General features: G+C 63.7%; 29 protein-coding genes. 17 read left to right on the top strand and 12 right to left on the bottom strand.

The window, feature by feature from the left end:
* Positions 1-18: 18 nt before the first annotated feature.
* Positions 19-438: a hypothetical protein gene (locus E2L06_RS11875; protein WP_138781674.1), complete on the top strand. Its 420-nt coding sequence runs from the start codon at positions 19-21 to the stop codon at positions 436-438.
* 51 nt (positions 439-489) lie between these two features.
* A complete protein-coding gene (locus tag E2L06_RS11870) occupies positions 490-1,251 on the top strand; it encodes a fumarylacetoacetate hydrolase family protein (RefSeq protein WP_138781672.1) in 762 nt (253 codons plus the stop codon).
* A 125-nt stretch (positions 1,252-1,376) separates the two neighbouring features.
* On the opposite strand, the gene E2L06_RS11865 is transcribed toward E2L06_RS11870, so the two are convergent.
* Both E2L06_RS11865 and E2L06_RS11860 read right to left on the bottom strand, forming a co-directional pair.
* Positions 1,377-2,225, bottom strand: coding sequence for an arsenite methyltransferase (locus E2L06_RS11865; RefSeq protein ID WP_138781670.1), 849 nt, complete (start codon positions 2,223-2,225; stop codon positions 1,377-1,379).
* Positions 2,218-2,592 carry a helix-turn-helix transcriptional regulator gene (locus tag E2L06_RS11860; protein ID WP_138781668.1) on the bottom strand — a complete coding sequence of 125 codons (375 nt, stop codon included), beginning with the start codon at positions 2,590-2,592 and terminating at the stop codon, positions 2,218-2,220. Before E2L06_RS11860 ends, E2L06_RS11865 begins: the two co-directional genes overlap by 8 nt.
* Positions 2,593-2,858: 266 nt before the next feature.
* Here E2L06_RS11860 and E2L06_RS11855 point away from each other — a divergent pair, with 266 nt between their 5' ends.
* The 3 genes from E2L06_RS11855 (at position 2,859) to E2L06_RS11845 (ending at position 5,942) form a co-directional block, all read left to right on the top strand.
* Positions 2,859-3,371, top strand: a complete 513-nt coding sequence (locus E2L06_RS11855; RefSeq protein WP_138781666.1) for a YkgJ family cysteine cluster protein — start codon at positions 2,859-2,861, stop codon at positions 3,369-3,371.
* Between the two features lie 123 nt (positions 3,372-3,494).
* Positions 3,495-5,588 carry a hypothetical protein gene (locus E2L06_RS11850; protein WP_138781664.1) on the top strand — a complete coding sequence of 698 codons (2,094 nt, stop codon included), beginning with the start codon at positions 3,495-3,497 and terminating at the stop codon, positions 5,586-5,588.
* 69 nt (positions 5,589-5,657) lie between these two features.
* Positions 5,658-5,942, top strand: coding sequence for a translation initiation factor eIF-1A (locus E2L06_RS11845; RefSeq protein WP_074854731.1), 285 nt, complete (start codon positions 5,658-5,660; stop codon positions 5,940-5,942).
* 402 nt (positions 5,943-6,344) lie between these two features.
* On the opposite strand, the gene E2L06_RS11840 is transcribed toward E2L06_RS11845, so the two are convergent.
* Positions 6,345-6,536, bottom strand: a complete 192-nt coding sequence (locus E2L06_RS11840) for a hypothetical protein (protein WP_138781662.1) — start codon at positions 6,534-6,536, stop codon at positions 6,345-6,347.
* 195 nt (positions 6,537-6,731) lie between these two features.
* On the opposite strand from E2L06_RS11840, the gene E2L06_RS11835 reads away from it, so the two are divergent.
* The gene (locus tag E2L06_RS11835; RefSeq protein WP_138781660.1) at positions 6,732-7,823 is read left to right on the top strand and encodes a sulfite exporter TauE/SafE family protein; all 1,092 of its coding nucleotides are present in this window, start codon (positions 6,732-6,734) and stop codon (positions 7,821-7,823) included.
* A 69-nt stretch (positions 7,824-7,892) separates the two neighbouring features.
* Here E2L06_RS11835 and E2L06_RS11830 read toward each other — a convergent pair whose 3' ends face one another.
* Positions 7,893-8,591, bottom strand: a complete 699-nt coding sequence (locus E2L06_RS11830; protein ID WP_138781659.1) for an SDR family NAD(P)-dependent oxidoreductase — start codon at positions 8,589-8,591, stop codon at positions 7,893-7,895.
* A 163-nt stretch (positions 8,592-8,754) separates the two neighbouring features.
* Between E2L06_RS11830 and E2L06_RS11825 the strand changes: the two genes are divergently transcribed.
* The 4 genes from E2L06_RS11825 (at position 8,755) to E2L06_RS21910 (ending at position 12,370) form a co-directional block, all read left to right on the top strand.
* Complete coding sequence (locus E2L06_RS11825) at positions 8,755-10,251, top strand: NAD(P)/FAD-dependent oxidoreductase (RefSeq protein ID WP_138781657.1); 1,497 nt, start codon at positions 8,755-8,757, stop codon at positions 10,249-10,251.
* A gap of 82 nt (positions 10,252-10,333) precedes the next feature.
* Complete coding sequence (locus E2L06_RS11820; protein WP_138781655.1) at positions 10,334-11,203, top strand: prenyltransferase; 870 nt, start codon at positions 10,334-10,336, stop codon at positions 11,201-11,203.
* On the top strand, positions 11,196-12,137 hold the full coding sequence (cruF, locus tag E2L06_RS11815) for a bisanhydrobacterioruberin hydratase (protein WP_138781653.1): 942 nt from the start codon (positions 11,196-11,198) through the stop codon (positions 12,135-12,137). The genes E2L06_RS11820 and cruF overlap by 8 nt, the downstream gene beginning before the upstream one ends.
* Positions 12,138-12,211: 74 nt before the next feature.
* Positions 12,212-12,370, top strand: coding sequence for a hypothetical protein (locus E2L06_RS21910; RefSeq protein ID WP_171052358.1), 159 nt, complete (start codon positions 12,212-12,214; stop codon positions 12,368-12,370).
* 25 nt (positions 12,371-12,395) lie between these two features.
* Here E2L06_RS21910 and E2L06_RS21905 read toward each other — a convergent pair whose 3' ends face one another.
* The 3 genes from E2L06_RS21905 to E2L06_RS11805 all read right to left on the bottom strand — a co-directional run bounded on the left by E2L06_RS21905 (position 12,396) and on the right by E2L06_RS11805 (position 15,278).
* The gene (locus E2L06_RS21905) at positions 12,396-12,548 is read right to left on the bottom strand and encodes a hypothetical protein (protein WP_171052357.1); all 153 of its coding nucleotides are present in this window, start codon (positions 12,546-12,548) and stop codon (positions 12,396-12,398) included.
* Positions 12,549-12,613: 65 nt separating this feature from the next.
* Entirely contained in the window at positions 12,614-13,564 is a 951-nt protein-coding gene (locus E2L06_RS11810; protein ID WP_138781651.1) for a phytoene/squalene synthase family protein, read from the bottom strand.
* A gap of 118 nt (positions 13,565-13,682) precedes the next feature.
* Positions 13,683-15,278, bottom strand: a complete 1,596-nt coding sequence (locus E2L06_RS11805; RefSeq protein ID WP_138781649.1) for a bacterio-opsin activator domain-containing protein — start codon at positions 15,276-15,278, stop codon at positions 13,683-13,685.
* 599 nt (positions 15,279-15,877) lie between these two features.
* Here E2L06_RS11805 and E2L06_RS21900 point away from each other — a divergent pair.
* The 6 genes from E2L06_RS21900 (at position 15,878) to E2L06_RS11785 (ending at position 20,637) form a co-directional block, all read left to right on the top strand.
* Positions 15,878-16,039, top strand: coding sequence for a hypothetical protein (locus E2L06_RS21900; protein WP_171052356.1), 162 nt, complete (start codon positions 15,878-15,880; stop codon positions 16,037-16,039).
* A 93-nt stretch (positions 16,040-16,132) separates the two neighbouring features.
* The gene (msrB, locus tag E2L06_RS11800; protein WP_138781647.1) at positions 16,133-16,531 is read left to right on the top strand and encodes a peptide-methionine (R)-S-oxide reductase MsrB; all 399 of its coding nucleotides are present in this window, start codon (positions 16,133-16,135) and stop codon (positions 16,529-16,531) included.
* Between the two features lie 137 nt (positions 16,532-16,668).
* Positions 16,669-16,878 (top strand): DUF2196 domain-containing protein, encoded by a 210-nt coding sequence (locus tag E2L06_RS11795; protein ID WP_138781645.1) that lies wholly within the window; start codon positions 16,669-16,671, stop codon positions 16,876-16,878.
* Positions 16,879-17,022: 144 nt separating this feature from the next.
* Positions 17,023-17,196 carry a hypothetical protein gene (locus tag E2L06_RS21895; RefSeq protein WP_171052355.1) on the top strand — a complete coding sequence of 58 codons (174 nt, stop codon included), beginning with the start codon at positions 17,023-17,025 and terminating at the stop codon, positions 17,194-17,196.
* Positions 17,197-17,442: 246 nt separating this feature from the next.
* Positions 17,443-20,379: a bacterio-opsin activator domain-containing protein gene (locus tag E2L06_RS11790; RefSeq protein WP_138781643.1), complete on the top strand. Its 2,937-nt coding sequence runs from the start codon at positions 17,443-17,445 to the stop codon at positions 20,377-20,379.
* Between the two features lie 117 nt (positions 20,380-20,496).
* Complete coding sequence (locus tag E2L06_RS11785) at positions 20,497-20,637, top strand: rubrerythrin-like domain-containing protein (protein WP_138782548.1); 141 nt, start codon at positions 20,497-20,499, stop codon at positions 20,635-20,637.
* Positions 20,638-20,662: 25 nt separating this feature from the next.
* Here E2L06_RS11785 and E2L06_RS11780 read toward each other — a convergent pair whose 3' ends face one another.
* From E2L06_RS11780 to E2L06_RS11760, 5 genes are all read right to left on the bottom strand, one after another.
* Positions 20,663-21,292 (bottom strand): phosphoribosyltransferase, encoded by a 630-nt coding sequence (locus E2L06_RS11780; protein ID WP_138781641.1) that lies wholly within the window; start codon positions 21,290-21,292, stop codon positions 20,663-20,665.
* Between the two features lie 69 nt (positions 21,293-21,361).
* A complete protein-coding gene (locus tag E2L06_RS11775; protein WP_138781638.1) occupies positions 21,362-21,793 on the bottom strand; it encodes a universal stress protein in 432 nt (143 codons plus the stop codon).
* Between the two features lie 54 nt (positions 21,794-21,847).
* Complete coding sequence (locus E2L06_RS11770) at positions 21,848-22,528, bottom strand: class I SAM-dependent methyltransferase (RefSeq protein WP_138781636.1); 681 nt, start codon at positions 22,526-22,528, stop codon at positions 21,848-21,850.
* 169 nt (positions 22,529-22,697) lie between these two features.
* Complete coding sequence (locus E2L06_RS11765; RefSeq protein ID WP_138781634.1) at positions 22,698-23,192, bottom strand: hypothetical protein; 495 nt, start codon at positions 23,190-23,192, stop codon at positions 22,698-22,700.
* 259 nt (positions 23,193-23,451) lie between these two features.
* A complete protein-coding gene (locus E2L06_RS11760) occupies positions 23,452-24,195 on the bottom strand; it encodes an SDR family NAD(P)-dependent oxidoreductase (protein ID WP_138781631.1) in 744 nt (247 codons plus the stop codon).
* A 147-nt stretch (positions 24,196-24,342) separates the two neighbouring features.
* On the opposite strand from E2L06_RS11760, the gene E2L06_RS11755 reads away from it, so the two are divergent.
* Positions 24,343-25,410, top strand: coding sequence for an alanine--glyoxylate aminotransferase family protein (locus tag E2L06_RS11755; RefSeq protein ID WP_138781630.1), 1,068 nt, complete (start codon positions 24,343-24,345; stop codon positions 25,408-25,410).
* Positions 25,411-25,452: the final 42 nt, after the last annotated feature.

The raw sequence follows: 25,452 nt of genomic DNA, 5'->3' as shown, positions 1-25,452 counted from the left end.
GACTCCTACCAGTTTCCGATGGCAGCAGACGACGATCCGACAGCGATCCGTTCGATCGCGCTGTCGCCAGCAGACGCCGCCGACGCCTACGTCTACAGTCAGGAAAATCCCGGCGAGGCCGTTCTCCGAGCGACGCCGCCGTTTCACGGCCGGATGCGTGCCCGCATCCACGTCTACCACGTCAACGACACCGAGCTAACCGGCGCGATCCACGTCTCACCCGCGAACATCATCGAAGACGACGTCGTTGCCGACTATCCCGATCTCGAGTCGGCGCTCGCCGACGTGGATGACCCGGACGCGGCCGACGAACTCCGCGAGCGCCACGCCGAGGCTGTCGAAGAGTGGCAACAACGCGCTCGCGAGTCGATCGTCGACAGCGTCACGCTCGAGACCTCCGACGGTCCCCACCGCGTCGAAGTCAAGACGCTCGGGTAGGGCTCGAGCCAAACCGGTATCACTAATTCTCCGGACTCGAGAGCGCCGATAATGAAACTCGCGCGGATCGCGACGGACGATGGACCGGTCGCCGGACGGTACGAGGACGGCGTCGTGCACACGGACGACGGCGTCTACGAGGTTGGAACGGACGCGGACTTCCTGCCGCCTTGCGAGCCGTCGGCGCTGTACTGTGTCGGACGGAACTTCGCGGCGACGATCGACCAGATGGAGTACGAACGGCCCGACGAGCCGGACTTCTTCATCAAACCACCGGCGTCGCTCGTCGGTCACGGGGACCCGATTCCGTATCCGTCGTTCAGTGACGAGGTGACCTACGCCGGCGAACTCGCAGCCGTGATCGACGAGCCCTGTCGGAATCTCTCCGAAGACGAGGTGCCGAATGTCGTTCGCGGCTACACGATCATGAACGACATGGACGCGCTCGACCAGGGCGGGCGCACGCCCCGCAAGGCCTTCGACGCCTCCGGCCCGCTCGGCCCGTGGATCGAAACCGCCGTCGATCCGACCGGGATTGACATGTACACCGATGTTGCCGGCGAGCGCCGCCAGGAGGCCAACACCGAACTCATGTTGTTCGACCCCTACGAGATCATCTCGCACCTCTCGCAGCGCGTCACCTTCCGCCCCGGCGATGTGGTTTCGTTCGGCAGTCCCGCCAACCCCGGTCTCGTCGAACCCGGCGACACCGTCGAGATCACCTACGAGGGCGTCGGCACGCTCCGGAATACCGTCGTGGACTCGAGCGAGCGAGAGAACATGGCGCTCGAGGGCGAGACGGTTCGGTCGTAGCGTCTCGATCAGACGACAGTTGGGTACGTTCTGGCTGATTTGCTATTCGCTGTGAATAATACCTGCCCGCTCGTTCGCTTTGCATCGCCTTGCAGGCACCGGGTCTACGACCTGGCTCACGGAGCTCAGTGGTTCGGTTTCTTTCCTTCGATGGTCGCAGAGACGATGTAGTCACTGACATCCCGTTCATCGTCCCAGTCGCGGATGAACGCCTCACTCTCTTCTTGTGGGTCGATCGAGATTGCAGTGAAGCCCACCTCGTCCAGCATCGATTCGAGCTCGGAGATCGGTGACGCGCCTGCGACACACCCGGCTACGGAAGCTGGATCCTGCTGGACCGCTTCCGGGAACTGTGTGGTTTGCACGACGTCAGAGATAGCGAGCCGTCCCCCTGGTCGAAGCACACGAAACGCTTCGCTGAACACTTGTGACTTGTCCGGCGAGAGGTTCACGACACAGTTCGATAGAATCACGTCGACGGATTCATCAGCGACTGGGAGGTGTTCGATCTCACCGAGTCGAAATTCCACGTTCGTCGCGTCGTTCTTTGTGATGTTCTCGCGGGCCGTCTCGACCATCTCCGGCGTCATATCGACCCCGATGACGTGACCGTCCGAACCGACTTCTCGAGCGGCGAGGAAACAATCGAACCCTGCTCCGGAGCCGAGGTCGAGAACGGTCGCTCCGTCTTCGAGACTCGCAATCGCGGTCGGGTTGCCACAGCCGAGGCCCAAGTTTGCACCGGATTCGACGGCATCGAGCTCCTCGTCGGCGTAGCCGAGCAAGCGTGACTGATCATCGTACGCCGCTCTGTCAGAGTTGCTATCGCTACAGCAGGAACTCGCTCCCGTATCGCCACAACAGGACGAGGAACTGGTGGCGATCTCGCCGTATCGGTCTCGCACGATACGCCGCTGTTCCGCTGGGCTCAGCTCGTCGGTGTCGACGTCCGTCGACGATGTCTCGTTAGTCATTGGAGGGGTTTCTCGTTTCATCGAGTACAGTCAGCAGTCGTTCGGCCCGTGCTGTCGCACTGTAGTATCGCCATCGCCCGTCCTTGCGCCGCGTGACAAGTCCTGCGGAATACAACCGTGAGAGGGCCTGACTGACCGCTCCCTGACTGACACCAAGGGCGGGCTCCAATTCACAGCCGCAGGCACCGTCATCAGCCGCCGCGATAAGCTGAAGTGCCTCGTATCTGGTCTCGTTCCCAATCGCAGCGAGCGTCTGGATGTCAGCCGCCAGTTCCTGTTCGGACAGGGAGTGGCCAGCGTCACCACAGCAGGACAGCTGTTGAGACGAAGACTGAGTCGAGTCATCGTTCGATTTCTGTTCCGCCATTTTAGTAGATGCTAATATTAGCACAAGCTAATATACCTGTTGCGGTTGCCCGCTGTTGTATCGATTGCTTACCCGTCTCGAGCGTGACCGCGGAATCGGTTACTCTCGGCTGTGAATCCATACTCGCGATCCCCGTTGATTCGTGCTGAGCGATCCGCTGGAGAGCAGGGTGAGCGTAGAGTTTCGTTCGATAACGGGTTGGTCGGGAGCGCAACCCGAACCGACGGGTAGAAAGGCACTTGACGACGACCACCCACCCACGATACGTGAGCGCTGACGCCCCGCGACGCGTCGAAGTCTACCCCGACCGCGAGGTCGTCGTCGAGTTCGATCCCGACCTCACCTTCGAGTGCGTCGACGACTGCACGTGGTGTTGTCACCACGGCGTGTTGCTGTACGACCGGGACCTCCTCGAGTTGGCCCAGCGAGCCAACCTCGCCGAGACCACGACCGAGTTCCGCGGCGAGAAGTTCGTCACCCGCGAGGGCAAAAATCGCGACGACCACGTCGCCGAGGACGGCTCGGCCTGTGCGTTCCTGCGCGAGGATGGCCTCTGTACGCTCCATCTCGAGGAAGACTGGAAACCGACCCGGTGTTCGGTCTTTCCGCTCGGCGTCTGGCTCGAGGACGGCGACCTCCACGTCGACATCCGGGAGTCAGCCCACGACCACTGCGAGGGGTTGAACGTCAGCGAGCGGTCGGTTATCGACAACCTCGAGTCGTTCTTGCCCGAACTGCTCTGGGACCTCGAGAACCCCGATTCGGATCGCGAACTGTAGATACGTCGCGAGCGGTCAGTACAGAAGGGTTCTTGAGAAAACGGTTCTACACAGCGGTATGGCCAGGAGCGCTGTTGTCGTACGTGTACCGACGGTTGGGCCTTGGAGAGGTCGTGATGACTCGTGACTGACGACATCGAGTTCGGCGTAGATCGCCGGACTGTCCTCGGCACACTCGCCGGCATCGGTGGGTCCGCGCTGGCTGGCTGTTCGGCGTTCGAACGTGAGACCGACGGCCAGACGAGCAACCTAGACGGTGACGCTGCTCGAGAGCTGGCGACGGAGTTCGCTCCGACGCTGTACTTCGACGCGAACGAGCCGTGGTTTCCGACGGACCCACGGCCCTACGCCAGCGAGCGCGATGGCGAGACCGTCGTCACCGGGTTCGATGCCCTCGACGGGTACCACGAGCAATACAGAGACGGCGACCCACCGAAGCCGACGGTGTTCTACAACGCTGTCGAGTACGAGGAGTCGCCACTCGCCGTGGTCCAGTTCTGGTTCTATTCGGTGTTCGACCAGTTCACGACCAACTTCCACTGGCACGATTGGGAAGTGCTGCACGTCTTCGTCGACACGGAGACCGACGAGCCGCAACTGTACGTCGCCAGCTCCCATTCCCGGTCGGTGCCGAACAACGAGTTTCTGGATCCGGACCTGGAACTGGTGCCGCGTATTCTCTCGGAACTCGGCTCACACTCGAGTGCGCTCTCGGTCAACGACGTCCCCGATCGCTTCCAGCGGGTCGCCATCGAGAACTTGCTGGCGGATATCACGAATACGGCGATCGAAGGCATCGCGGATCTTGCGGACCTCGAGATCCCGCTCGCGTACGGACTGCCGCGAGACGAAGGGTCGCGACTTCCCTTCCTCGTCCCGGAGTACGAGGGCGTCCCGATCTACGACCACGAACGCCTGCCAGCTGTCACCCGTGGGTCGCTGATCGACGGCGATTTGACGATCCGATCGTACGACGCGCTGACATCGCCGCCGACGGACCTGCCGACGCGCGAGACCGGACTCGTCTTCCGGCACCGCGAGCGCGAGGCCGACGCCGACATCGAATACAGCTTGGTTCCGAGCAGCGAGCTCGAACATATCGCGGCCTTCACCGGGCCGCAGCTGAGCTTCGAGTTCACCGTCCCTGACGTGGTCGAGGACGCCATTGCCGGTCACATCACGACGACGGGAGTGCCGTGGAGCCAGCCCCGCTACGGTAATCCGGCGGCTGACATCTCCGTTCCCAACCACCGGACAGCACTGGCCGACCGCTACGACGCCATCGGCGAGGCGGCCCCAATAAATAGCGTGATCGCTCGCATCACGGAGACAGTCACAACTGACGACGCGCCGGAGAACGAGGGACTGACCACGACGGAGGCGACGGTCGAATCGGTCGTCCTGCTGGAGAGTGACCCCGAAGCCGTCCCGACGTTCGGGGGCGTCGCGGTCGTACAGGACGTTCCGGCCGGCGAGCACCGACTGACGGTCAACGGTGCGGGCCAAGCGCCACACAGCGAACGCATTGCCGTTGCAGACGACGGCACACCGACGGCGGCCGGCGTCGGCGGCGAGATTCCGCTGGTCGCCCGCGATCGCGCGACGAAGCTCGAGATCGGCGGGGAAAAAGCTGCGACCGATCTTTCGGCGGTCGCGCTCGAAGACGATTTCGCCGGTCGGCTGTACGAATCGCCGGTGGACGGGAACGACGCTGTCTACGTCCACGCCGGCGGGGCCTACACGACCGAAGTTCGAGACAGCGACGACGCCATCGGCGCCTACCGGGTCAACCCGACCCCCGGGGGCGAGTCGACGGTCCGTATCGAGCGCCCCGAAACCGGCAAAGCATCGCTTGCGACGTTCGTGGCGGATATCGCCGACGAGACGCGTGCAGAGATTGCGGCGGTTGGCGATGGCGACGATGCTGACCGAGACGGCGGGTCGTCGAACGCCGTCAACGGACTCGAGCGCGCCCTCGCAGCCGTCGTCGAGGCCGCACGAACGGCTGCCGAGCGGGCACGCGACAGCGAGCGGGACACTGCCAACAAGCAGCTTGCCACCGTTGCCGAACGACTCCAGCGTGTAGAACGTCGGCTCGCTGAGGCCAGTGATGACGTTCCGGAGCCACTCTCGAACGCGGTACAAAACCGGATGGAGCAAGCCGACCGGCGCACGGAACAGGCCCGGAACACCCAGAAGCACTCCGCCGACAATTGAACGATCCAGTACGCGTCACGGTACCACGGCTCTCCAACCATTTAAACGTCTGCCCCGCGTAGGTAAGCTGTGACAGAAGACTCCGGGCGACGGAACCTCCGTATGCCCAACAACGACGAAGTATTCGCTGTCGTCACCGAACACCTCGGTGGCAATCACGTCCAGCTCCGCTGTGAGGACGGCAAGGAGCGACTCGGCCGCATTCCCGGGCGCATGAAATACCGCACCTGGATCGAGCAAGACGACATCGTCGTCGCCGAGCCCTGGGACTGGCAAGACGAAAAGGCCACCATCGAGTGGCGCTACACCGGCCAGGACGCAGATCAACTGCGTCGCGAAGGCCATATCGATTGAACCTCGGTAGCGGCTTCGTTCACTACTAGATTTCTGCGTCGTGACCGATCTCCCGGAGCGACTGCGTTCGCTCGCACGGTTCGATCCCCAACTGTCAGGGCTGCAAAATGCCGCTCGACGCGCTCGAGGACTAACAGAAGTACACCCAGTAGGTATGGTCGTTCGAGCACGTGACCGTGGTGTATTCGCCGAACGCGGCGATCGAGTGCCGTACTTTCAACTCCGTCTCTTCACTGGGGAGCGAAACGCTCGCTTCGTCCCCGCAGTGCGGGCAGGTAACTGCTTCCGTTGCGACTGTTTGCATTTTCGACCACCATGGTATCATACAGCACAGAAACCCATAACCGTTGGTAGCGATCGAGCCGACAGTCACGAACGCGGTCCGAAAACAGTGCGCGGTCGTTACTCCCGACTGCCGAGGCGCGCGTCGAGGCGCATCTCGACGTAGCGGTCCGCCCACGTCTCGTTGTGTGTCCGAAGCGCCTCGAGTACGGTCGCGATGAGTCCGTCCGTCGGGGCGTGGTCGACTGCGTCAGCGCCGTCATCTATCGCAGACTGCTCACCCGGCTTGCGGGGCCCTTCTGGAAAACTCATTGTGATAGTAAATACCATAGCCGACCCTATAAATATTGAGGATACGCCAACTGCGTTGGCCGACCTGCACGCGCCGGCCAGGAGCGTTACTGTCCGCCAGTAGTTGTCCCATATACACCATACGAACGGTTCACAGGGCGGACAGAGACGAAAATACTCTTATTTCACCCCTCCAAAGGCAGCGCTCACGGCTCAATGACAGCCTCATCATCGGCTTCGCGGATTCAGAAGGCGTTCCTGAAGTATCAGCACGTGTTCGTGTTCCTCGCGCCACTGGCGTTCGTCGTCGGCGTTTACTTCTTCGCGCCCACGCCAGCGGACGCCGGAACCGGCTACTGGCTCGAGTACTGGTGGCTGTTCATCGCGTTCGTCACCGGCGCGACGATCGTCAACACCGTTGGGATCAGCGGCTCCGCGCTGTTCGTCCCCTTCCTCATCTTCATTTTCCCACTGGTTGCGTACCCCTTAGAGCCGAACACGCTGGTGAAAATCGGGCTCATCAGTGAGTCCTTCGGGCTCTCGAGTTCCGCGCTCGCCTTCATCCAGTACGGATTGGTCGACCGGCGACTCGGCACGGCGCTCGTTCTCGGCGGCGTTCCGTTCGTCGTCGGCGGAGCACTGCTCTCCTTTGTCATCCCCGAGCCGCTGTTCCACGCGTTACTCGGCCTCGCCCTGCTCGCGGCGGCGTTCCTCCTCTTCAAAGCTGACCTCGGCCACGAGGAACCCGGCGGTGGCTCCGGCGGCGAGGCGGTCGCAGCCGACGGCGGCACCACCGGCGACCTGCCGAACGACGCAGCCAAACTCGGCCCGGCGGGCGTCGAAACGGACGAGAGCGGCACCGTCACCCGAGTCGACCGCGACGGCAACGACTACACGTACTCACGGTCGGGATATCTCGAGCGCTTTGCGAACTACAGTGTCGGCGGCGTCTTCCAGGGGCTGGCCGGCTTCGGGATCGGTGAACTCGGCATCATCTCGATGCTCCGGACGGAGGTGCCCGTCCGTGTCGCCATCGGGACCAACCACATCGTCGTCGCGACGACGGCGGTGCTGGCCTCGCTCGTCCACGTTTTCGGCGGCGGGCTGGTTCCCGGCGGCCACACGATGGATCTCGCGTCGACGCCCTGGAACATGGTCGTCTGGACGGTTCCCGCGACGACGCTGGGCGGTCAGATCGCGCCTTACGTCTCGACCGCGCTGGACACAGGGACGATCAAGAAAGGCGTCGGCTGCCTGTTCGCAATCATTGCCGTCGCGCTGTTCCTGATGGCCTTCGGCGGGTTCTGAGAGCGGAGGCACACGTCAACGCTCGATTCGATATCGAGTCGCCAACCATCGCGACGGCATGACTGCCGTTCAGCGAGTCGCCTTTTTCCACTCGCCCAGTCCAACGACGGTGCCGTCTACCACTGCGGGATCGGCCTCGGTCGCCGCCCAGACGAACATCGGCGCGACGGTCTCCGGATCGCGGCCGTGCCCGCCAGTGAGTTCCGTCGCGACGATGCCGGGGTCCAGACACCCCACGACGTACTCGGTATCGGCTGCGAACCCGCGAACGACCGCCTCGGCGGTCGCCTTCGAAATGGCGTAGGAGCCATAGCCTGCGGTGCCGTCGCTGGCGACCGAGCCCGTCGGGACGAGGACCCGTGCCCCGTCGTTTAGATGGGGAATCGACTCGCTGATCGTCGCGTACACGCCGCGACCATTCGTCCGTACGTGGTCGTCGAACGCGGCATAGGATTCGTCGTCGGTCGGTGTGTGGCCGGCCTCGCCGTGATAGACGCCCGCCGCGGCAACGATGATATCGATGCCGGCCGTCTCACCCGCCCGCGAGGCAGTTCTGGCCAGCCGTTCCACGTCGTACTCGTCGCGGACGTCGGTTCGGCACCCGTCCGCAGTCGCACCCGTCGCCTCGAGTGCGTCGATAGTCGCCGCGACTTCGTCGGCGTCTCGAGCGCCGACGACGACGGTCGCCCCGTCTGCTGCGAACGCGCCGGCGACGGCGCGGCCGATGCCACGTGTCCCGCCAGTCACGAGAGCTGTCGTTCCGTTCATAGACATCGTACGCGCCCAGCCTACAGGAACGCACCGGTCAGGGCTGGTTCGGCGGTCGCGAACGGCGCAGTTCCCATTCGTCTCGCACCCTCACCGATAACTGATCGAATTCCCTACCTATGTATGACACACGCTTAACATCGATCGTCTACTCATGTGAGGTATGGAATCGCTGGCCGGCGTGTCGGTCGTCGTGATCGGAGGCGGAATCGGTGGGCTCTCGACGGCTTGTTATCTCGCCGACGCAGGGGCGGACGTGCGCGTCATCGAGAAGAACGAACAGGTGGGTGGCCGAGCGAGTCGCCTCGAGCGAGATGGCTTTCGGTTCGATATGGGTCCCTCGTGGTATTTGATGCCCGATGTCTTCGAGCGGTTTTTCTCCCATTTCGACCGGACGCCGAGTGACTACTACGAACTCACGCAGCTCGATCCCCACTACCGGATCTTCTTCAAAGACGGCGATCAGGTCGACATCACGCCCGACCTCGAGCGAACGAAAGCCATCTTCGAGGAGTACGAGCCGGGTGCCGGCGAGGCCTTGGAACGGTACCTCGAGAAGTCCAGGGAGAACTATGAGGTGGGGATGAAACACTTCGTCTACGAGGACCGCGAGCGCCTGCGGGACTACATCGATCTCAACGTGGCACGACAGGCACGCGGCCTCTCCTTGCTCGGGTCGATGCAGGGCCACGTTGAGGGCTACTTCGACCATCCGAAGCTTCAGCAGATCATGCAGTACACGCTGGTGTTTCTGGGCGGGTCGCCGACGAACACGCCGGCGCTGTATAATCTGATGAGCCACGTCGATTTCAACCTCGGCGTCTGGTACCCCGACGGCGGGATCGGCGCGGTCGTCGACGGCATCACCGATCTCGGCCGCGAGTTAGGCGTCGAGTACGACACCGACCGGCCGGCAACCGAGATCAAGGGCCGCACTGGTGGGTTCGAAGTCGAAACGCCGGACGGCCCCGTCCGGACGGATCTGGTCGTGAGCAACACTGACTACGCCCACACCGAGCAGGACCTGCTCACGCCCGAACGCCGCGGCTACGATGCCGACTACTGGGACGAACGGACCTACGCCCCCTCCGCGTTCTTGCTCTATCTCGGCGTCGAGGGCGACGTCGACGAGCTCGCCCACCACACGCTCGTGTTGCCGACCGACTGGGACCAGCACTTCGAGCACATCTTCGATGACCCACGCTGGCCCGACGATCCCGCTTACTACCTGTGTGTCACGTCCGAGACCGACGACAGTGTCGCCCCAGACGGTCACAGCGCCCTGTTCGTCCTCGTGCCGATCGCGCCCGGCCTCGAGGACACGCCCCAGCTCCGCGAGCAGTACCGTGATATGATCCTCGAGGATATCGCAACGAACACCGGCACCGACCTGCGCGACCGGATCGTCCTCGAGGAGCGGTTCTGCATCGAAGACTTCGCAAACCGGTACAACAGCCACGAGGGGACGGCGCTGGGGCTCGCCCACACCCTTCGGCAGACGTCGCTCTTTCGACCGCCTCACCGCTCGAAGGAAGTCGACGGACTCTACTTCGTGGGTGCTGATACCACACCCGGAATCGGCGTCCCGATGTGTCTCATCAGCGGCGACCTGACCGCGGAGAAGGTACTCGCGGACCACGGCAGCGGACTCGAGCCGTGACGGCGCCGACGGCAGGCGACCGTGGTGAACGGCCGCGCGCTCGTGATGGGAACACTGCAGACGTGAGACGGAGTGACCACCGATGAGTTCGAACTCGAGGGCGATCGACGACGGCATCGGCGCACACCTCTCGTACCTGCTGGTCCTCTCGCGGCCGCGGTTCTGGCTATATCTTGCGGGGCCGGTGCTCGTCGGAGCGGCCTATGCGGCCGACGCCGTCGGTGATCTGTTCGCACCCGCACCGATCGTCCTGTTCGGGTACTTCCTCCTGCCCGCGAACGTCTTCCTCTATGGGATCAACGACGTCTACGATCGGGAGATCGACGCAGCGAACCCGAAAAAGGACGAGCGCGAGGCGCGCTATCGCGGGCAGGGATACGTCCCCGCCGTCGTCGGGCTCTGTGCAGCCCTGCCGGTGTTGTTCCTCCCAGTGCTCTCGACCGCCGCGATCCCCTGGCTGATCGCCTTCCTCGTCCTCGGGGCGGCCTACAGCGCACCACCGGCCAGATTCAAGACGACGCCGTTCGTGGATTCAGTCTCGAACGGGCTGTATATTACGCCGGGCGCGGCTGCCTACGCCACCGTCGCCGGCACACAACCGCCCATACTCGCCGTCGTCGGCGGCTGGCTGTGGGCGATGGGGATGCATACCTTTTCAGCGGTCCCCGACATCGAACCCGACCGCGAGACGGGGATCCGGACGACAGCGACGGTGTTAGGGAAGCACCACACGTACGTCTACTGTGGCGTCTGCTGGCTCGCGAGCGCGGCCGCATTCGGCGCGCTCGACGTGCGGCTGGGCGCACTCATGCTCGTCTACCCGAGCCTCGTCGTCGCGATCGCCACGGCGAGCGTCGCCGTCGACCGTGCGTACTGGTGGTTCCCGGCGATCAACACCGTCGTCGGCGCCGCACTGACGATGGGCGGGCTCTGGAGGGTGTTCTATGGATAACGGCGAGTCGAATCCGTCGAATCCGTCGGCCTCGAGCGCCGGGACGGACAGCAGTGTCAGCCACCCGCCGTCGGTCCACGACGACACCGCCGACGAGTCGACGCGGGCCGTCGTGCAGCGGCGACTCGAGGCCCTCATCCGCGAGAACCGGTTTACCATCGCGGTCGTCTTCCCCGTCATCGGCGCGGTGACGTTGGTCGCGAGTGCGGAGGGGCTCTTGCCGCCGCTGCTGTCGTACAACCCGCTGTTGATCCTGTTCGGGACGCTGGTGATGCGCTCGCCGCTGGTCGTGGCCTTGCTCCCCGAACTCGACCGTCGGGCGCTCGTCCCGCTGGTGATCCTGACGACATATACGTACGCGATCGAACTCGTCGGCGTGCAGACCGGCTGGCCCTACGGGACCTTCGAGTACGGGATCAGTCTCGGCCCGATGCTGGGTGGCGAGATTCCGCTCGCGCTCCCGCTGTTTTTCGTCCCGCTGGTCCTGAACGGCTACCTGCTGACGCTGCTGGCGCTGGGCGACCGGGCCACCCAGATCGTCCCACGCGTCCTCGCGGCGGTCGCTGCCGTTCTCGCGATCGACCTGGTACTCGACCCCGCGGCCGTCGCCATCGGCTTCTGGTCGTACGTCCCGCCCGGGGGCTACTACGGCGTTCCGGCGTCGAACTACTGGGGCTGGCTCCTGTCGGGAGCCATTGCCGTCGTCCTCGTCGACATCGCATTCGACCGCGCGGCCGTCCGCGAGCGCGTCCGAACCTGTGAGTTCGCGCTTGACGATCTGGTGAGTTTCGTCCTCCTCTGGGGGACGATCAACGCACTCTACGGCCAGTGGCTGGCCGCCGCCGTCGCTGGGCTGTTCTGTCTCGTCCTTTTTCGGACCGGGCGCTACGACCTCTCGATACGTGCAGTCGTACATCCCGGTGGCCGAAACTAATAGCACTGCGCGACCGAGAGCGATGCTGAGAGTTCCAGCAGGAGTCTTTTGATTACTGCTAGTCAGTTATTAGCATGGCAAGGAAACCACCGGTCGAATGTCCGGTCTGTCGCGAACCGACAGACGCCGACGAACAACTCGAGGATCACCTTCTCGCGAACCATACCAAACGAAAGCTGGCGATGTTTATCGTCGCCGAGGCGGCGCTGCTGATCGACGACGACGCCAAGTAGCAGCGACTGCGTCAGCAGGCAGCCGTCAGAGCAGCAGGTTTGCGAGCGGGCCACCAAACAGCAGCAACAGTAGCACAGCAGCAACTGTTATCGCAAGCCATGTACCGAGACTGATCGCGACCGTACGGGCCATCTCTCGCTCCTCGTCGATGATGTCAGAGCGTTGTTTAACGGACATACTGAGTGAATCGTCACTCGACACAACGAAATGAGTGCCACCATATCGGGGGGTTTGATAATCCGCTAGCGAGTCGGAACGCTTTCTCCGTGTTCGGGGCCGCGGTGTTCCGGTTCGCCCGAGGGGATCGCCGACACCCGCTGGAACACGGCCTCGGGGTCGCGGTTCCAGTGCCAGTGCCAGCGCGTCTTTGCGAGACACCACAGCTTTCGCGTCGTCGACAGCGACGGCTCTTCGGTGAGCACGTCGTATCCCTGCGCTCGAATGATAGTGTGGTGTTCCGCATAGAGGACCGCCGCCAGCAAGACCGGGAGCTGACAATCCTCGGGGAGATAGCGGATGCCGGCGACGCCCTCGCGGTAGAGGTCTTCGGTTCGCTGGAGTTCGGCGGCCATCGCCGACGCGAACGATTCGTCGAACTCGAGGCGCTCGATCTGTATCGGATCGACGCCGTGTTCCCGAAGCGTCTCCCGTGGGATGTAGATGCGGTCCCGATCGAGGACGTCCTCGCGGACGTCTCTCAGGAAGTTCGTCATCTGGAAGGCTTCGCCGAGTTTGATCGCGTGTGGCAGCGCGGTTGCCTCGTCGTCGGGTTCCATGATCGCGGTCATCATCACGCCGACCGATGCGGCCGACCCCCGCATGTAGGACTCGAGGTCGGCGTAGGTCTCGTAGCGGTCGGTGTCGATGTCGGTGGCCATCGCGTCGATGAACTCGTTGATCTCCTCGTCGGTGATGCCGTACTCCGCCCGCAGCTCTTGGAAGGCCTCGAGGACCGGATCGTCGGGCGTGCGTTCGCCCAGCGCCTCTGCGCGAAGTTCCTCGAGTCGGGCGCGTTGCTCCTCGGGGGGGACGCCGTTGGCGTCGTCGACGACCTCATCAGCGATCCGGAAGAACGCGTAGAGGACGTGCGTGGCGTGTCGCACGCGCTTGGGGAGAAACCGCGTCGCGAGATAGAACGTTTTCCCGGTTCGTTTCTGTATCGCCTTGCCTGCGTCGATGTGTTCCTGTTGCATCCTCTGCCTCGTTGACCCCGGCCATTAGCGCTCGGATGTATCCGCTACGACATGTACATATAAAGTATCATCCCCTCACTATGTGTACTAACACGAAAACCGACAGGCGTCGGGGTCGTCACTCCAACAGTTCGGCGAGGACTTTCCGCTGGGCAGCCCGCAGGTGCTGGTGGAACGTCGACCGGGAGATGTCCATCGACTCGGCCAGCTCTTCCCCCGAGATATCGCGAGGCCACTCGAAGTAGTTCGCGTAGTAGGCCTTGCGCAGCGCCATCAGTTGCCGGTCGGTCAGCGACGACTCGAGGCGTGCCGTCACGTCGTGTGGCGTCTGAGCGGGTTCGTCCCGCTCGTGGTAGCTGAGGAGTTCGACCCGGTCGTATCGGCGCTCGAGCAGGTCGTACGCCGACCGTGCGGAGCGGCCGTCCGGGAAGTCGACCGCGAGATCGGCGATGCCGTCGGTCGCGACAAGTTCGCGAATCACCGCTCCGTGCTCGCTTAACGCCGTCACGAGCCCGTCGGTGATGGCGACCTCGAGGAGCGTGCCGTCGTCGGTCGTCGAGAGCGGTGTCACGTCGTGTTCGACCCTGGCTGCCTCGAGTTCGTCGTCTGTGAGCGTCCGATCGACGTGGAGGACGACCAGCTGCGTGCCGTCGTCCTCGGTCAGGCCGCGGTAGCTGACCGTAGCGCCGAACGACGCCGACAGCGCCGTGATGAACAGCGATGGGTCCTCGATCGCGACCTCGACGGAGACGACGGCCTCGGTCGTCAGCATCCGCCTGACCTCGAGTGCGTTCATCGCGGTCGCGACCGTTCCGGACAGCGACTCGAGGACGAGCAGTTCTCGCTCGTCGAAGGCATCGGGCTCGTCGGCGAACACGACCAGGACGCCGTAGGTGACGTCGCCGTACGTCAGCGGCAAGGCGACGACCGATCGGAACTGGTCGCCAGCCCCCATCGGCCACAACCGGTCGGCGGCGTCGTGATCCGTTACGTCCGCGATCACCTGCGCATCGTCGCGTTCGAGCGCTTGGACGGCGGGATGTGCGCCGTCGGCGTCGAGGAGGAGTTCGTCGTCCTCGAGGGGGACGTCGTCGCCGCTGGCCCACTCGCGAGGCGAGAGCCGGCGGTTCGTCACGTCGGCGCGGCCGATCCAGGCGAGCACGTAGGAGTCGGTCGCGGCGAGTCGGTGACAGACCTCGCGTTCGATCTCGGCTCGCGTCTCCGCACTGACGGCGGCGTCGGTGACGTCGCGGATGAGCCCGTCGACGCGCTCGAGGACGTGCTCGACGGCCCGTCGCTCCTCGTGGAGTTGCTGGGCGCGTTCCTCGGCGGCGAGTTCGGCCAGCTTTCGCTCGGTGATCTCGAGGTGGACGAGCGACGCCAGCCGCTGGCCGTCGTGGGAAAATCGGGTGACACGCATCAGGAACCAGCGCTTTTCGTCGGGGGTGTGACAGGGGTACTCCATCGAAAACGAGTCCCGATCGCCGTCGAGTACGGCCTCGAGCCCGTCGACTGCCTGCTGGGCGTATTCGTCGTCTGTCGTCACGGCAGCCGCGAGATAGTTCGCCCCGACGTGTCCAGCGTCGGTCTCCGCGCTCGCGAACTCGCTCCACGAACGATTCGTCAGTTGGATCTCTCCCTCATCGTCGATGATTGCGACGGTGATCGGAAGTGTGTCGAGCGCCGTTGCGGCGAGTTCGTGCCCGGGACCCATTACCTCTCGATTCGGCTGGAGTACCCTTAATCCAACTGGAAGACGTAGCGACAGGTCAGACTGGCTGACGGTCCGCCGTGATCGAACTCGAGTAACTGATACGGACTCCGTCAGTGGGTTCCGGTTGGACCGCCACCCGCCCTGCGGTCCAATCGGGAAATCGGGACAGCGGACTGTATGACGGGAACACGGGGCCAGTGGTGTCGTGATCGGTGAATGAAACGTTCGGCAATACTTTTATAATAGTTTGTGGACACTTTCGACGGAGATCGGGTACGGTGGGCGATAGCTCCCGGAGACGACGCGAGCGCTGGACCCGGATGGGTTCGGAAACCCGACGGCACCATCCGAAAACGGGCGTTCGATGGCGGTGGTCGCATCGACGAGACGATCTCCGATCGATCCACGCGAACGGATGGGGTACTTCGGTGACGAGTGTCGTCGGAGCCCAACCCCATCAAGTAGCGCCGTCCACGCTCCACTCCCCTGTCACCCGCGGCCGACGCCGGTTGCCCGTCGGTCGCACGACCCGTCGTAATCGACGAGGGTCACTGTAAACGGAACCAACAACTATGACACCGTCCGACATATGTCGTGACATGGCAAGCGAACTCTCAGCGCACGAACGGTCACGGTGCCGAAATTGTGGGTTCGAAGCGCCCGGCGGAGACGACGCATGGCGACGGATCGAAGTCCCCAAACTGGGCCGCATGACCCAGTGTCCGAGCTGTGGGAGTACGGACATCATCACCAGCCGCTGAGCGGACGGTCTTGGGTGGCTCGAGTGCGCCGTGGCGGCACCTAGCGATCGGCTCGGAGACAGACTCTTGAGCCTCTCGGCCCTATTACTGCCCATGAGTAACGAGGGAGACCACGCGACGAGCGACGAGGAGTGGCGCAGCCAACTGAGCGACGAGGAGTATCGGGTCCTCCGCGAGGCGGGCACCGAACCCCCGTTCAGCGGCGACTACGTCGAGCATACCGACGATGGGACGTACGTCTGTGCCGGCTGTGGAGCGGAACTGTTCGACTCCGAAACGAAGTTCGAATCGGGCTGTGGCTGGCCCAGTTTCTACGATACCGACGACGACCGGATCGAGACGCGACTCGACACGAGCCACGGCATGCGCCGCACCGAGGTCCTGTGTGCCTCCTGTGGCGGCCACCTCGGCCACGTCTTCGAGGACGGCCCTGACCCGACTGGCAAGCGCTACTGCATCAACTCCGTCGCCCTCGAGTTCGACGAGGAGTGACCGAAGTCGGAAGGTCGTGCCGTCGCATCGAGGAGACGGCTCGTATCGCAGTCACGATACTCGCGGCTGAGGCCGCCGATCCGACCGTCGAAACTGCAGGCAGTGTCCTTTTTGGGATACTTGACGCCTCTCCGTCTATGTCAGCCGATCGTTCGACTGCTGACGAGTTGCGGCAGGGAATCACTGTCGAGATCAGACAGGAGAACGCAGACCCTCGGTCTGAGGATACCGAACCGCTTATCGGCGAGATCGCGACGGTCTACGGTGACGACCCCGAAGAGCCACATGTCAGACTGAAAAGCGGCGTGGTCGGGCACGTCCAGTCAGTCGTCGCGGACGAACCCTGACGAACTACATAACAGTTCCGACTGTTACTTGCCTCTGGTTATAACATCTTGGTTTATACGAAATGAAGGTATTTTCTTCGATATTCAACCATAGATTGAGCGAGTTTCGGAACGTTCATCACTGCTGTCGGTATACGATCGAATATGACACCCGAAGCGACGTCAGCTGGACAGCAGGCGGACGCGTCGAGCGACATCGTGGCAGCGATCGACGAAATCGACGGTCGATCACACCTCGTCATCGCTGACATCGCTCGAGACGACGCCTGGGTTGCGATGTCCACGGACGGGACCGTGACCCTGGACGACTGTCGGTGATCCGCTTCGGCCACCGCTTTTGGTGGGACACGCGGCCATACGGTCTGCTGTATCGATCTACCGACGTACCCGCGACCCGTCCTGCGGGTGCGCCGGCACCCACTAACAGGAATCCGTATCAGTCTCGATCGCAACTCGGCTCCAGCATCGACGGGCCGGATTCGTTCTTCTGAACCGACTGTCGACGGTCGCAACTGATTGCCTCGAGCGATGCTTTGTAGCCCCAGGAGTCCCTACGAGCGACGAATGGCTTCCGTACGGACGCTTGACGACGCCCGGCTCCTCGTCGCCGAGCCACCCGACTCGAATCGCGTCCTCTCGAGTACGTTTGCGGACGACGCACGCGCGGTGACTACCGTCTCGACCGTCGACGAGACGCTCGACCGGCTCGAGACCGAGTCCGTCGACTGTCTGGTGACCGCTCAGTCGCTTGCGGACGAGGTGGCCGGAATCGAGCTCTGCGAGCGGGTGCGCGAGCGCACTCGCGACCTGCCGATCGTGTTCGCACCAGCCGATGGCGACCAGTCGCTGGCCAGCGCAGCGGTTGCGGCGGACGTCTCTGCGTACGTTCCCCGCGAGAGCGCGACCGATCCGGCGGCCGCGGACTGCCGGGGGGCTATCGAGCGGGCGCTTGCGGACGGACGCGAGCGCCGTCAGCTGCACAACCGTGCCCGTCAGTTCGACGCGATCTTTGCGGACCCGGAGACGTTCGCGTGGGTGCTCGAGCCGGATGGCTCCGTTCGGCGGGCCAACGAGCCCGCGCTCGCGGCGATCGATGCGACCGCAAGCGACGTTCGCGGCCGGCCGTTGTCGACTCTCCCCTGGTGGCAGTCGACCGCGGACGGCGCGGCTGCGATCGAGGACGCGATCGACCAGGCAGCGGTCGGCACGGTCGCCCACCGCGAACTGACACCCCACGGCGAGCGCGACGCACCCGACGAGGCGACCACGTTCGAGGTGACGATCCGACCGGTCCGCGACAACTCTGGCACCGTCGTCTCGCTGCTCGCGCGGGCGACTGACGTCACCGACCGCGTTCGGCTCGAGCAGGAGTTACGCGAATCCGAGGAACTCCACCGGGTGACGCTCAACAACATGACCGACACCGTCCTCATCACCGACGACGACGGGGCGTTCACCTACGTCTGTCCGAACGTCCACTTTATCTTCGGTTACACCGACGACGAGATCCACGAGATGGGGGCGATCGACGACCTCCTCGGGCCGGACCTCTTCGATCGCGAGGAACTCGCGGCGACAGGCGTGTTGACCAACATCGAGTGTACGGCGACCGATCGAGCAGGCCGCGAGCACACGTTGCTGGTCAACGTCCGCGAGGTCTCGATCCAGGGCGGGACGACCCTCTATAGCTGTCGCGACATCACGACACGCAAGCGCCGCGAGGAGGCGCTGACGGCGTTACATCGGACCACGCGACAGCTCCTGTACGCCGAAACGGACCGCGAAATCGCCGAGATCGTCGTCGACGACGCGACGGACGTGCTCGATCTCGAGGCCAGTGCCGCCTATCTGTTCGATACCGACGAGAACGTATTACGGCCGGCCGCGTCCTCGCCGGGAATGGAACGGGTACACGGCCCGGTCCGCGACCATCGGGCGTCCGAGGACAGCATCCCCGGTCGGGTCTTCGTCGACGGGGAGACGCGATTCTTCGCTGACGTTCACGATTCCCCGTTGCTTTCGAATCCCGAAACGGACCTGCGAAGTGCCGCGTACGTTCCCCTCGGCGACCACGGCGTCTTCGTCGTGGGGTCGAGCGAGCCGGGGCTGTTCGACGACGTCTCACGGGAACTCACTGATTTGTTGGCGGCGACCGCAGAAGCGGCACTCGACCGGCTCGAGCGCGAGCGGACGCTGCGCGAGCGGGATCGCGAACTCAAGCGTCGAAACCGACAGCTCACGCGTTTCAACCACATCAACGAGATAATCCGAGACCTCGATCAGGCGCTGGTCCGTGCGGAAACCCGCGAGGAGATCGAACACGCCGTCTGTGATCGGCTCACGACCGCCGATCGGTTCTCCTTTGCCTGGGTCGGCGCTCCGGAGGCCGGCGGCGAGCACCTCGAGTCACGGGCACAAAGCGGCACCGTAGACGGCCAGGAGTACATCGATACCGTCTCGCTTGCGTGTGCGGACGCGAGCGAGCCGGCCGTCAGGACGGCCACCGACCGCGAAGCGACCGTCGTGTCGAACGTCGCCGACGGGCTTCGTGACGAGCCATGGCGGTCGACTGCCCTCACCTGCGGATACCAGTCCGTTATGAGTGTCCCGCTGGCCTACGACGAGTTCTCGTATGGCGTGTTGACCGTCTATGCGGATCAACCTGAGGCGTTCGACGAGATGATCCAGGCCGTCCTCGCGGAACTCGGCGAGACGATCGCCGCCGCGATCGCTGCGGTCGAGCGCAAACACGCCCTGCTGTCGGACGCGAGCACGCGACTCGAGTTCGACGTGGCCGACGAGACGTTCCTCTTTGCCCGACTCGCCCGACAGGCTGAGTGTACCGTCTCGTTCGACGGGGGCGTTCGCCAACACGACGACGGACCGTCGGTGTTCGCGACGATCGACGGTGCCCCACCCGACGCCGTCGCGGCTGTGGCAGCGGACCTCGTCGGCGTCGAACGCGTACAGGTCCTCAGCAGTGAGGGACGCGCGGGCAGCGACACCGAGGCAGATACCCTCGACGCTGATGGGAACGAAGCCGGCGGGACGATCCGCGTACAGCTCTCACGGCCCGTATTCGCCCATCAACTCGCCGATCACGGCATCGTGTTGCGCGGCGTCGAGGCGACCCCCTCGAACGTTCGGGTCGTCGTCGACGTGCCGAGCGCCGCCGACGTCCGGGAGAGCGCTGACATCGTCTCGAAGACGTTTGCGGACGCCGACCTCCGCTCGAAACGGACCGTCGAGCGACCGTCGCCACGGGACTTCCGATCGACGCTGCGCGAGCGTCTCACCGACCGCCAGCTCGAGGTCGTCCAGGTCGCCTACTACGGCGGCTACTTCGAGTCCCCACGCGACCAGTCGGGCGAAGACGTCGCTGCGGCCCTCGAGATCTCTCCAGCAGCGTTCTACCGGCATATTCGGACCGCCCAGCGGAAGCTCTTCGATGTCGTCTTCAGCGAACTCGGCGTTCCGGCAGTGCCGTCCGATGGTGGTTGAATACTGAACCCTTCGATCCTGCCGACGCTAGATAGTTGACGGATAGGTTCATCCTAATATCCCTATTATTCCTAAATGCGACGACCACCAGAATCCGACTCGTCCATCGTCTCTGTCATGAAAGACATCAAACTCGACCCCAAGACGGAATCGACCTACGAGTGTTTCAACTGTGGAACCGTTGTCCACGCAACTGCGCCTGATTCCTGTCCGAACTGCGGTGCGGAGATGCGGAACCGCCGGATGCCGATCGAATAGTCCCCGGCTCGTTGCGACCGGTCCGTTAGCCGTCTCGATCGAGATACGTGATCGCTTCTTCGTCGGTTACCTGCCCAAAATTCCGGTAGTACTGGCCAACAGCGCGGAAATCCGCCGGCGTCTGCAAGGCGATCACCTCGTCAGTCTCCCGCTCGAGTTCGTCGACCGATCGGGGTGAGCCGACGGGCACGGCCAGCCCGACCCACTCTGCGCCGCTCTCCTGGACCTGTCGGAGGCAGGCGGTTGCGGTCGCACCCGTCGCGACGCCGTCATCGACGACCACGACCCGCTTGCCTTCGAGCTCCGGCAATCCCGCCGTCTCACGGTACCGGTCCGCCTTTTCGCGCGCGTTCTCCGCTTCTTCGGCCCGGACCTCCTCGAGATACTCCTCGGGGATGTCGACTCGGGCGATCAGATCGTCGTTGTACCAGACGCTGCCGTCGCTTGCGACCGCACCCAGGGCGAGTTCGGGGTTCCCCGGGGCACCCAGCTTGCGCGCGACGACGACGTCTAAGTCGGCGTCGAGTGCGTCTGCGACCGGGCGCGCGACGGGTAAGGCCCCGCGGGGAATCCCGAGGACGACGTCGATATCGAGGTCGCGGGCCTCGAGTTCTGCGGCGAGTCGTTCGCCAGCGTCAGTTCTGTCGTCGAACATGGTCTAGCAGCAACCTACGATCGCAGCCCACTATGGGTTTGTGTCGCACACGCCGAGTGGTCGTGTCGATTACTCCTCGTGAACGACGATCACCGTCATCGGTGCACGACGGACGACCGTCTCGGAGACGCTGCCGAGCATCACCCGATCGACGCCGTGGCGACCGTGGCTGCCGATGACGATCTGTTCGAACGCCTCGTCGATGGCATAGTCGACGAGTTCCCGGGACGGCTTGCCGGTTTTGAGGACCGTCTCGAGCGCATGCCCTTCATCAGCCACCGTTTCCGCGACCGATTCCAGTAGTTCTTCGCCGTGTGCCACTGCATCCTCGTAACCCGGCACTTTCGTCGTCGAATCGGAAAACGCCGTCCAGTATCCCTCCGGCACCTGCACGACGTGAACTGCCGTGATTGCCGACTCGGGAAACTCCTCGAGTGCGTACGCAAGCGCTGCCTCGGCCTGCGGGGAGCCGTCGATCGCGACCAGCGTCTTCCGTCCCATGTCGAGACCTACCACAGGCGTAGACTTAACGACGATTCCCCGATTCCGTGTCAGTCAGTTCGGCGTGAGACTCGAGAGAAGCGACCGGTCCGTCGGCTGTCGCCGTCGAAGCCGCCCGCGGACGATCGGCGTCGCCGGAAAGACCCCGACGTTCGCCCGCTCGACCTCAAGGACCTCGAACGCATCGTCGGCGACGAACCGTGCGACCGTCTCGCGGTTCAACTGACAGCCACCGGCTGCACGCGACCACAGCGGCGTCAACGCATCCTGTGCTCGTGCGCGCCAGCCGTCGTTGCGGACGTGCTCGAGAAAGCGCAGTTCTCCGCCTGGGCGCAGGACGCGGGCGACCTCCGCGAGCGCCGCGTCGAAGTCGGGGATGGTACAGAAGACCAGACTCGAGAGCACGGTGTCGAAACTGTCGTCGGCGTAGGGCAACGACTCGCCGCGTCCGTCACGGAGGTGCACCTGCAGGTCGGCCGCCTCCGCCTTACGGGCGGCCCGCCGTCGCATCTTCGGGTCCGGTTCGATCGCGTGATACTCGAGGTCGCCATCGGCGACATCGTCGACGTAGGGAACCATCGCGCCGGTGCCGGCACCGAGATCGAGGACGTTTCCGGCGAGGTCGGTTGCGAGGTACTCGCGGTGGGGGCCAACCAGAAAGCGGTCGGGGAGCCGATCGTACAGCGCCGCGAACAGGTCGCTCTCGGTCGCGTGCCGTGGATCGCAGTCAGCCATGTCAGTACTGGTTGTGGCTACGACGGCTCGAGTGATATACTGTTGGACGACGCCGGGATTCTCTCGCTGATAAAAGATAGTTATCCGGGCGGGGCTCAACTTCTCCAGACGTTATTAGGATTGATTGGCTGACTCTGGAACGTCTCTCGGCCAATATCGCTGTTGGTTTTCAATCAGACCCGCTGTACTCTTCGTCTGCAATCACTGCGAAAGCCAATAACCCATACCCAATAGCGAGTGGGAGTAATCTGATCCTGTAGGGACAGGTAAATGCGCAGGCTCCCGGTTGCGAGTCAACGAGTAGGGTCGGGCCGACCATTCCTATGTCAATAGCGAATTTGATATTTCGCCACTGCTCGTAATTTTCTGGGATTGGACATGCGCCACCGGTACACCCGAGAAATAACGTCATCGCTCCCCAGAGGAGAAACGCCGTTCCAATAGTGGCTCGCCACGGGCGCGTCGAGAGCCACCCCACATAGGAGCCGACGAGAAGGAGCAGTCCCGGCCCGATTACATAGTTGTAAGCGAACCCACTTACTGGCCCAAGAAACTCCACCGGAAGCAAAGCGTTGAGAACCATCGTAGCGATAATGCCCGTGAGGCCGATCCAGAGACCAAGAACCCGGGCGAAATAATCCTGATACGGCCTGCTGTCAGTCATTTCCTGTGCAACGGCGACCTGTCCTGCGGTTGCACCGGTAAATCGTTACAGCAGACCGTATGAAACCTGCGAAGGTTCCGAGTAGCAGTCATATCCGTGGATACCTCTCGAATAGTGATTTTTACTTGCTAAGCTTATAGCTAACTTTGCCGTCATGAAATATGCAGCTGTACTTATGATGCCATTCACCGGAGAAGACGCTGTAATCCACACCAGCGAAGACTTCTATGACACCCTCTCCCCTCCTAACGAGCCCCCGTCACTCTAATCGACGTTCCCACTCGTTGGCGGCCATCGATTCGCCGGTGACGCCGTCGGGCCCCTGCGCGAGCAAGCGCGTGGCCGCGTCGTTCATCACGTCTGGCTCGCGAATCTCGTCCCGTTCCGATTCCGTCAGGTGATCCCAGAAACCGGTTTCGACGCGGCCGCCAGGGTCGATGGCGTTGACAGTGATGCCATCGTCCTCGAGTTCGGCGGCCTGTGTCCGGGTCAGTCCCTCGAGGGCCCACTTCGAGGCGACGTACGGCCCCCATTTCGCCGCACCGCGACGGCCCAAGCCCGACGAAATGTTGACGATGGCTCCGCGACCGTTGTCGATCAGTTCGGGGACGACGTACTTCGAGAACAGGAACACGCCGGTCACGTTCACGTCCAGAATCTGCCGGAAGTCCGCGGTGTCGACCTCGTGGAGCACGCGCTGTTCGCCGTACATGCTCAACAGTCCGATACCGGCGTTGTTCACGAGGCCGGTCACCGTGCCGTACTCCTCGATCGTCGCGTCGACGACCGCGCGTACCGCAGCCTCGTCGGTAACGTCCGCCGGCGCGACGAGCACCTCGCCAGCCGCGTCTGCGACGGCGGCGGCGACCGCCTCGAGATCGGCCTCGTTGCGAGCGGTTACCACGACGTTCGCCCCTTCGCGGGCGAACCGTTTCGCCATCGATGCGCCGAGTCCCCGGCTCGCACCGGTGACGATGACCGTCTCTCCGTCGAGTGTCGTCATAACCGCGGCTACCGTCGCAGAGAACTTAAAAAGGCCCGTCTATCACGGCCAGTTCGGCCCCAATCCGACGGCGGCGGTCCGAGTGCCCACGCGAGACACGGCACCGTCTCGAGTGGTTTTATGCCCGAACGTAGCGGTAGACTCCGTATGACCGACGATCGACTCCGGATGACTCCGGGCCCAACTGCGGTGCCAGCAGCCGTCCGCGAGCGGATGAGCGAGCCGATGCCGAATCCCGACGTCGAACCCGAGTTCTTCGCGTTCTACCGGGACCTGCTCGAGAAACTCGAGGCGATCTACGGCGGCGACGAAATCGCGATTCTGGGTGGCGAGGGCATCCTCGGGCTCGAGGCCGCCATCGCGTCGCTGGTCGAGCCAGGCGACCGGGTGTTGTGTATTTCGAACGGTCTCTACGGTGGGGGCTTCGCCGACTTCGTCGAGATGGCCGGCGGCGAGGCAGTCGTCTGTGACGCGCCGTGGGACGAGCCGCTGGACCTCGAGGCGGTCGAGGATCACCTCGCAGCCGACTCGTTCGACATCGCGACGATGGTTCACTGCGAGACGCCGACGGGCATGCTCAACGACATCGAGCCGGTTCTCGAGGTTCTCGACGACCACGACGTCATCAGCGTCGTCGACGCTGTCTCCTCGCTGGGCGGGACGCCGGTCCCCACCGATCTGATCGACGTCTGTCTCGGTGCCTCCCAGAAGTGTTTCAGCGCGCCCCCAGGCCTGACCGTTTGCTCAATCAGCGACCACGCGTGGGACAAAATCGAGTCCTTCGAGACGCCGAGTCTCTACACCGACCTCGAGCCCTGGCGCGACGCCGCCGAGAAAGAGTGGTTCCCCTACACCCACCTCGTATCGAACCTCTATGGGTTCGATACCGCAATCGATCTGATGCTCGAGGAGGGCCTCGAGAGCGTTTTCGAGCGCCACGAGACGGCCGCAGCACACTGCCGCGACCGGGCTCGCGAACTCGGGCTGTCGCTGTATCCGGACGAGGCGCGGTCGTCACCGACCGTAACGGCGCTCGAGGTTCCGGGACAGGCGGAAGCGATTCAGTCGGCAATGGCCGACGACCACGATATCGTCCTCGCGACCGGGCTCGGCGACCTCGCCGCCGACGTCCTCCGAGTCGGCCACATGGGCCACAACGCGCGTATCGACCGCGTCGACCGGACGATGGACGCGCTTGCCGCTGTTCTCGAGTAGCGCCACACCCGAACGGATACCATCTTCGTGCTGACTGGCACG

The organism is Haloterrigena sp. H1 (assembly GCF_005938085.1).
Classification (GTDB): Archaea; Halobacteriota; Halobacteria; order Halobacteriales; family Natrialbaceae; genus Natrinema.
This window is presented reverse-complemented; position numbering and strand designations above follow the sequence as displayed.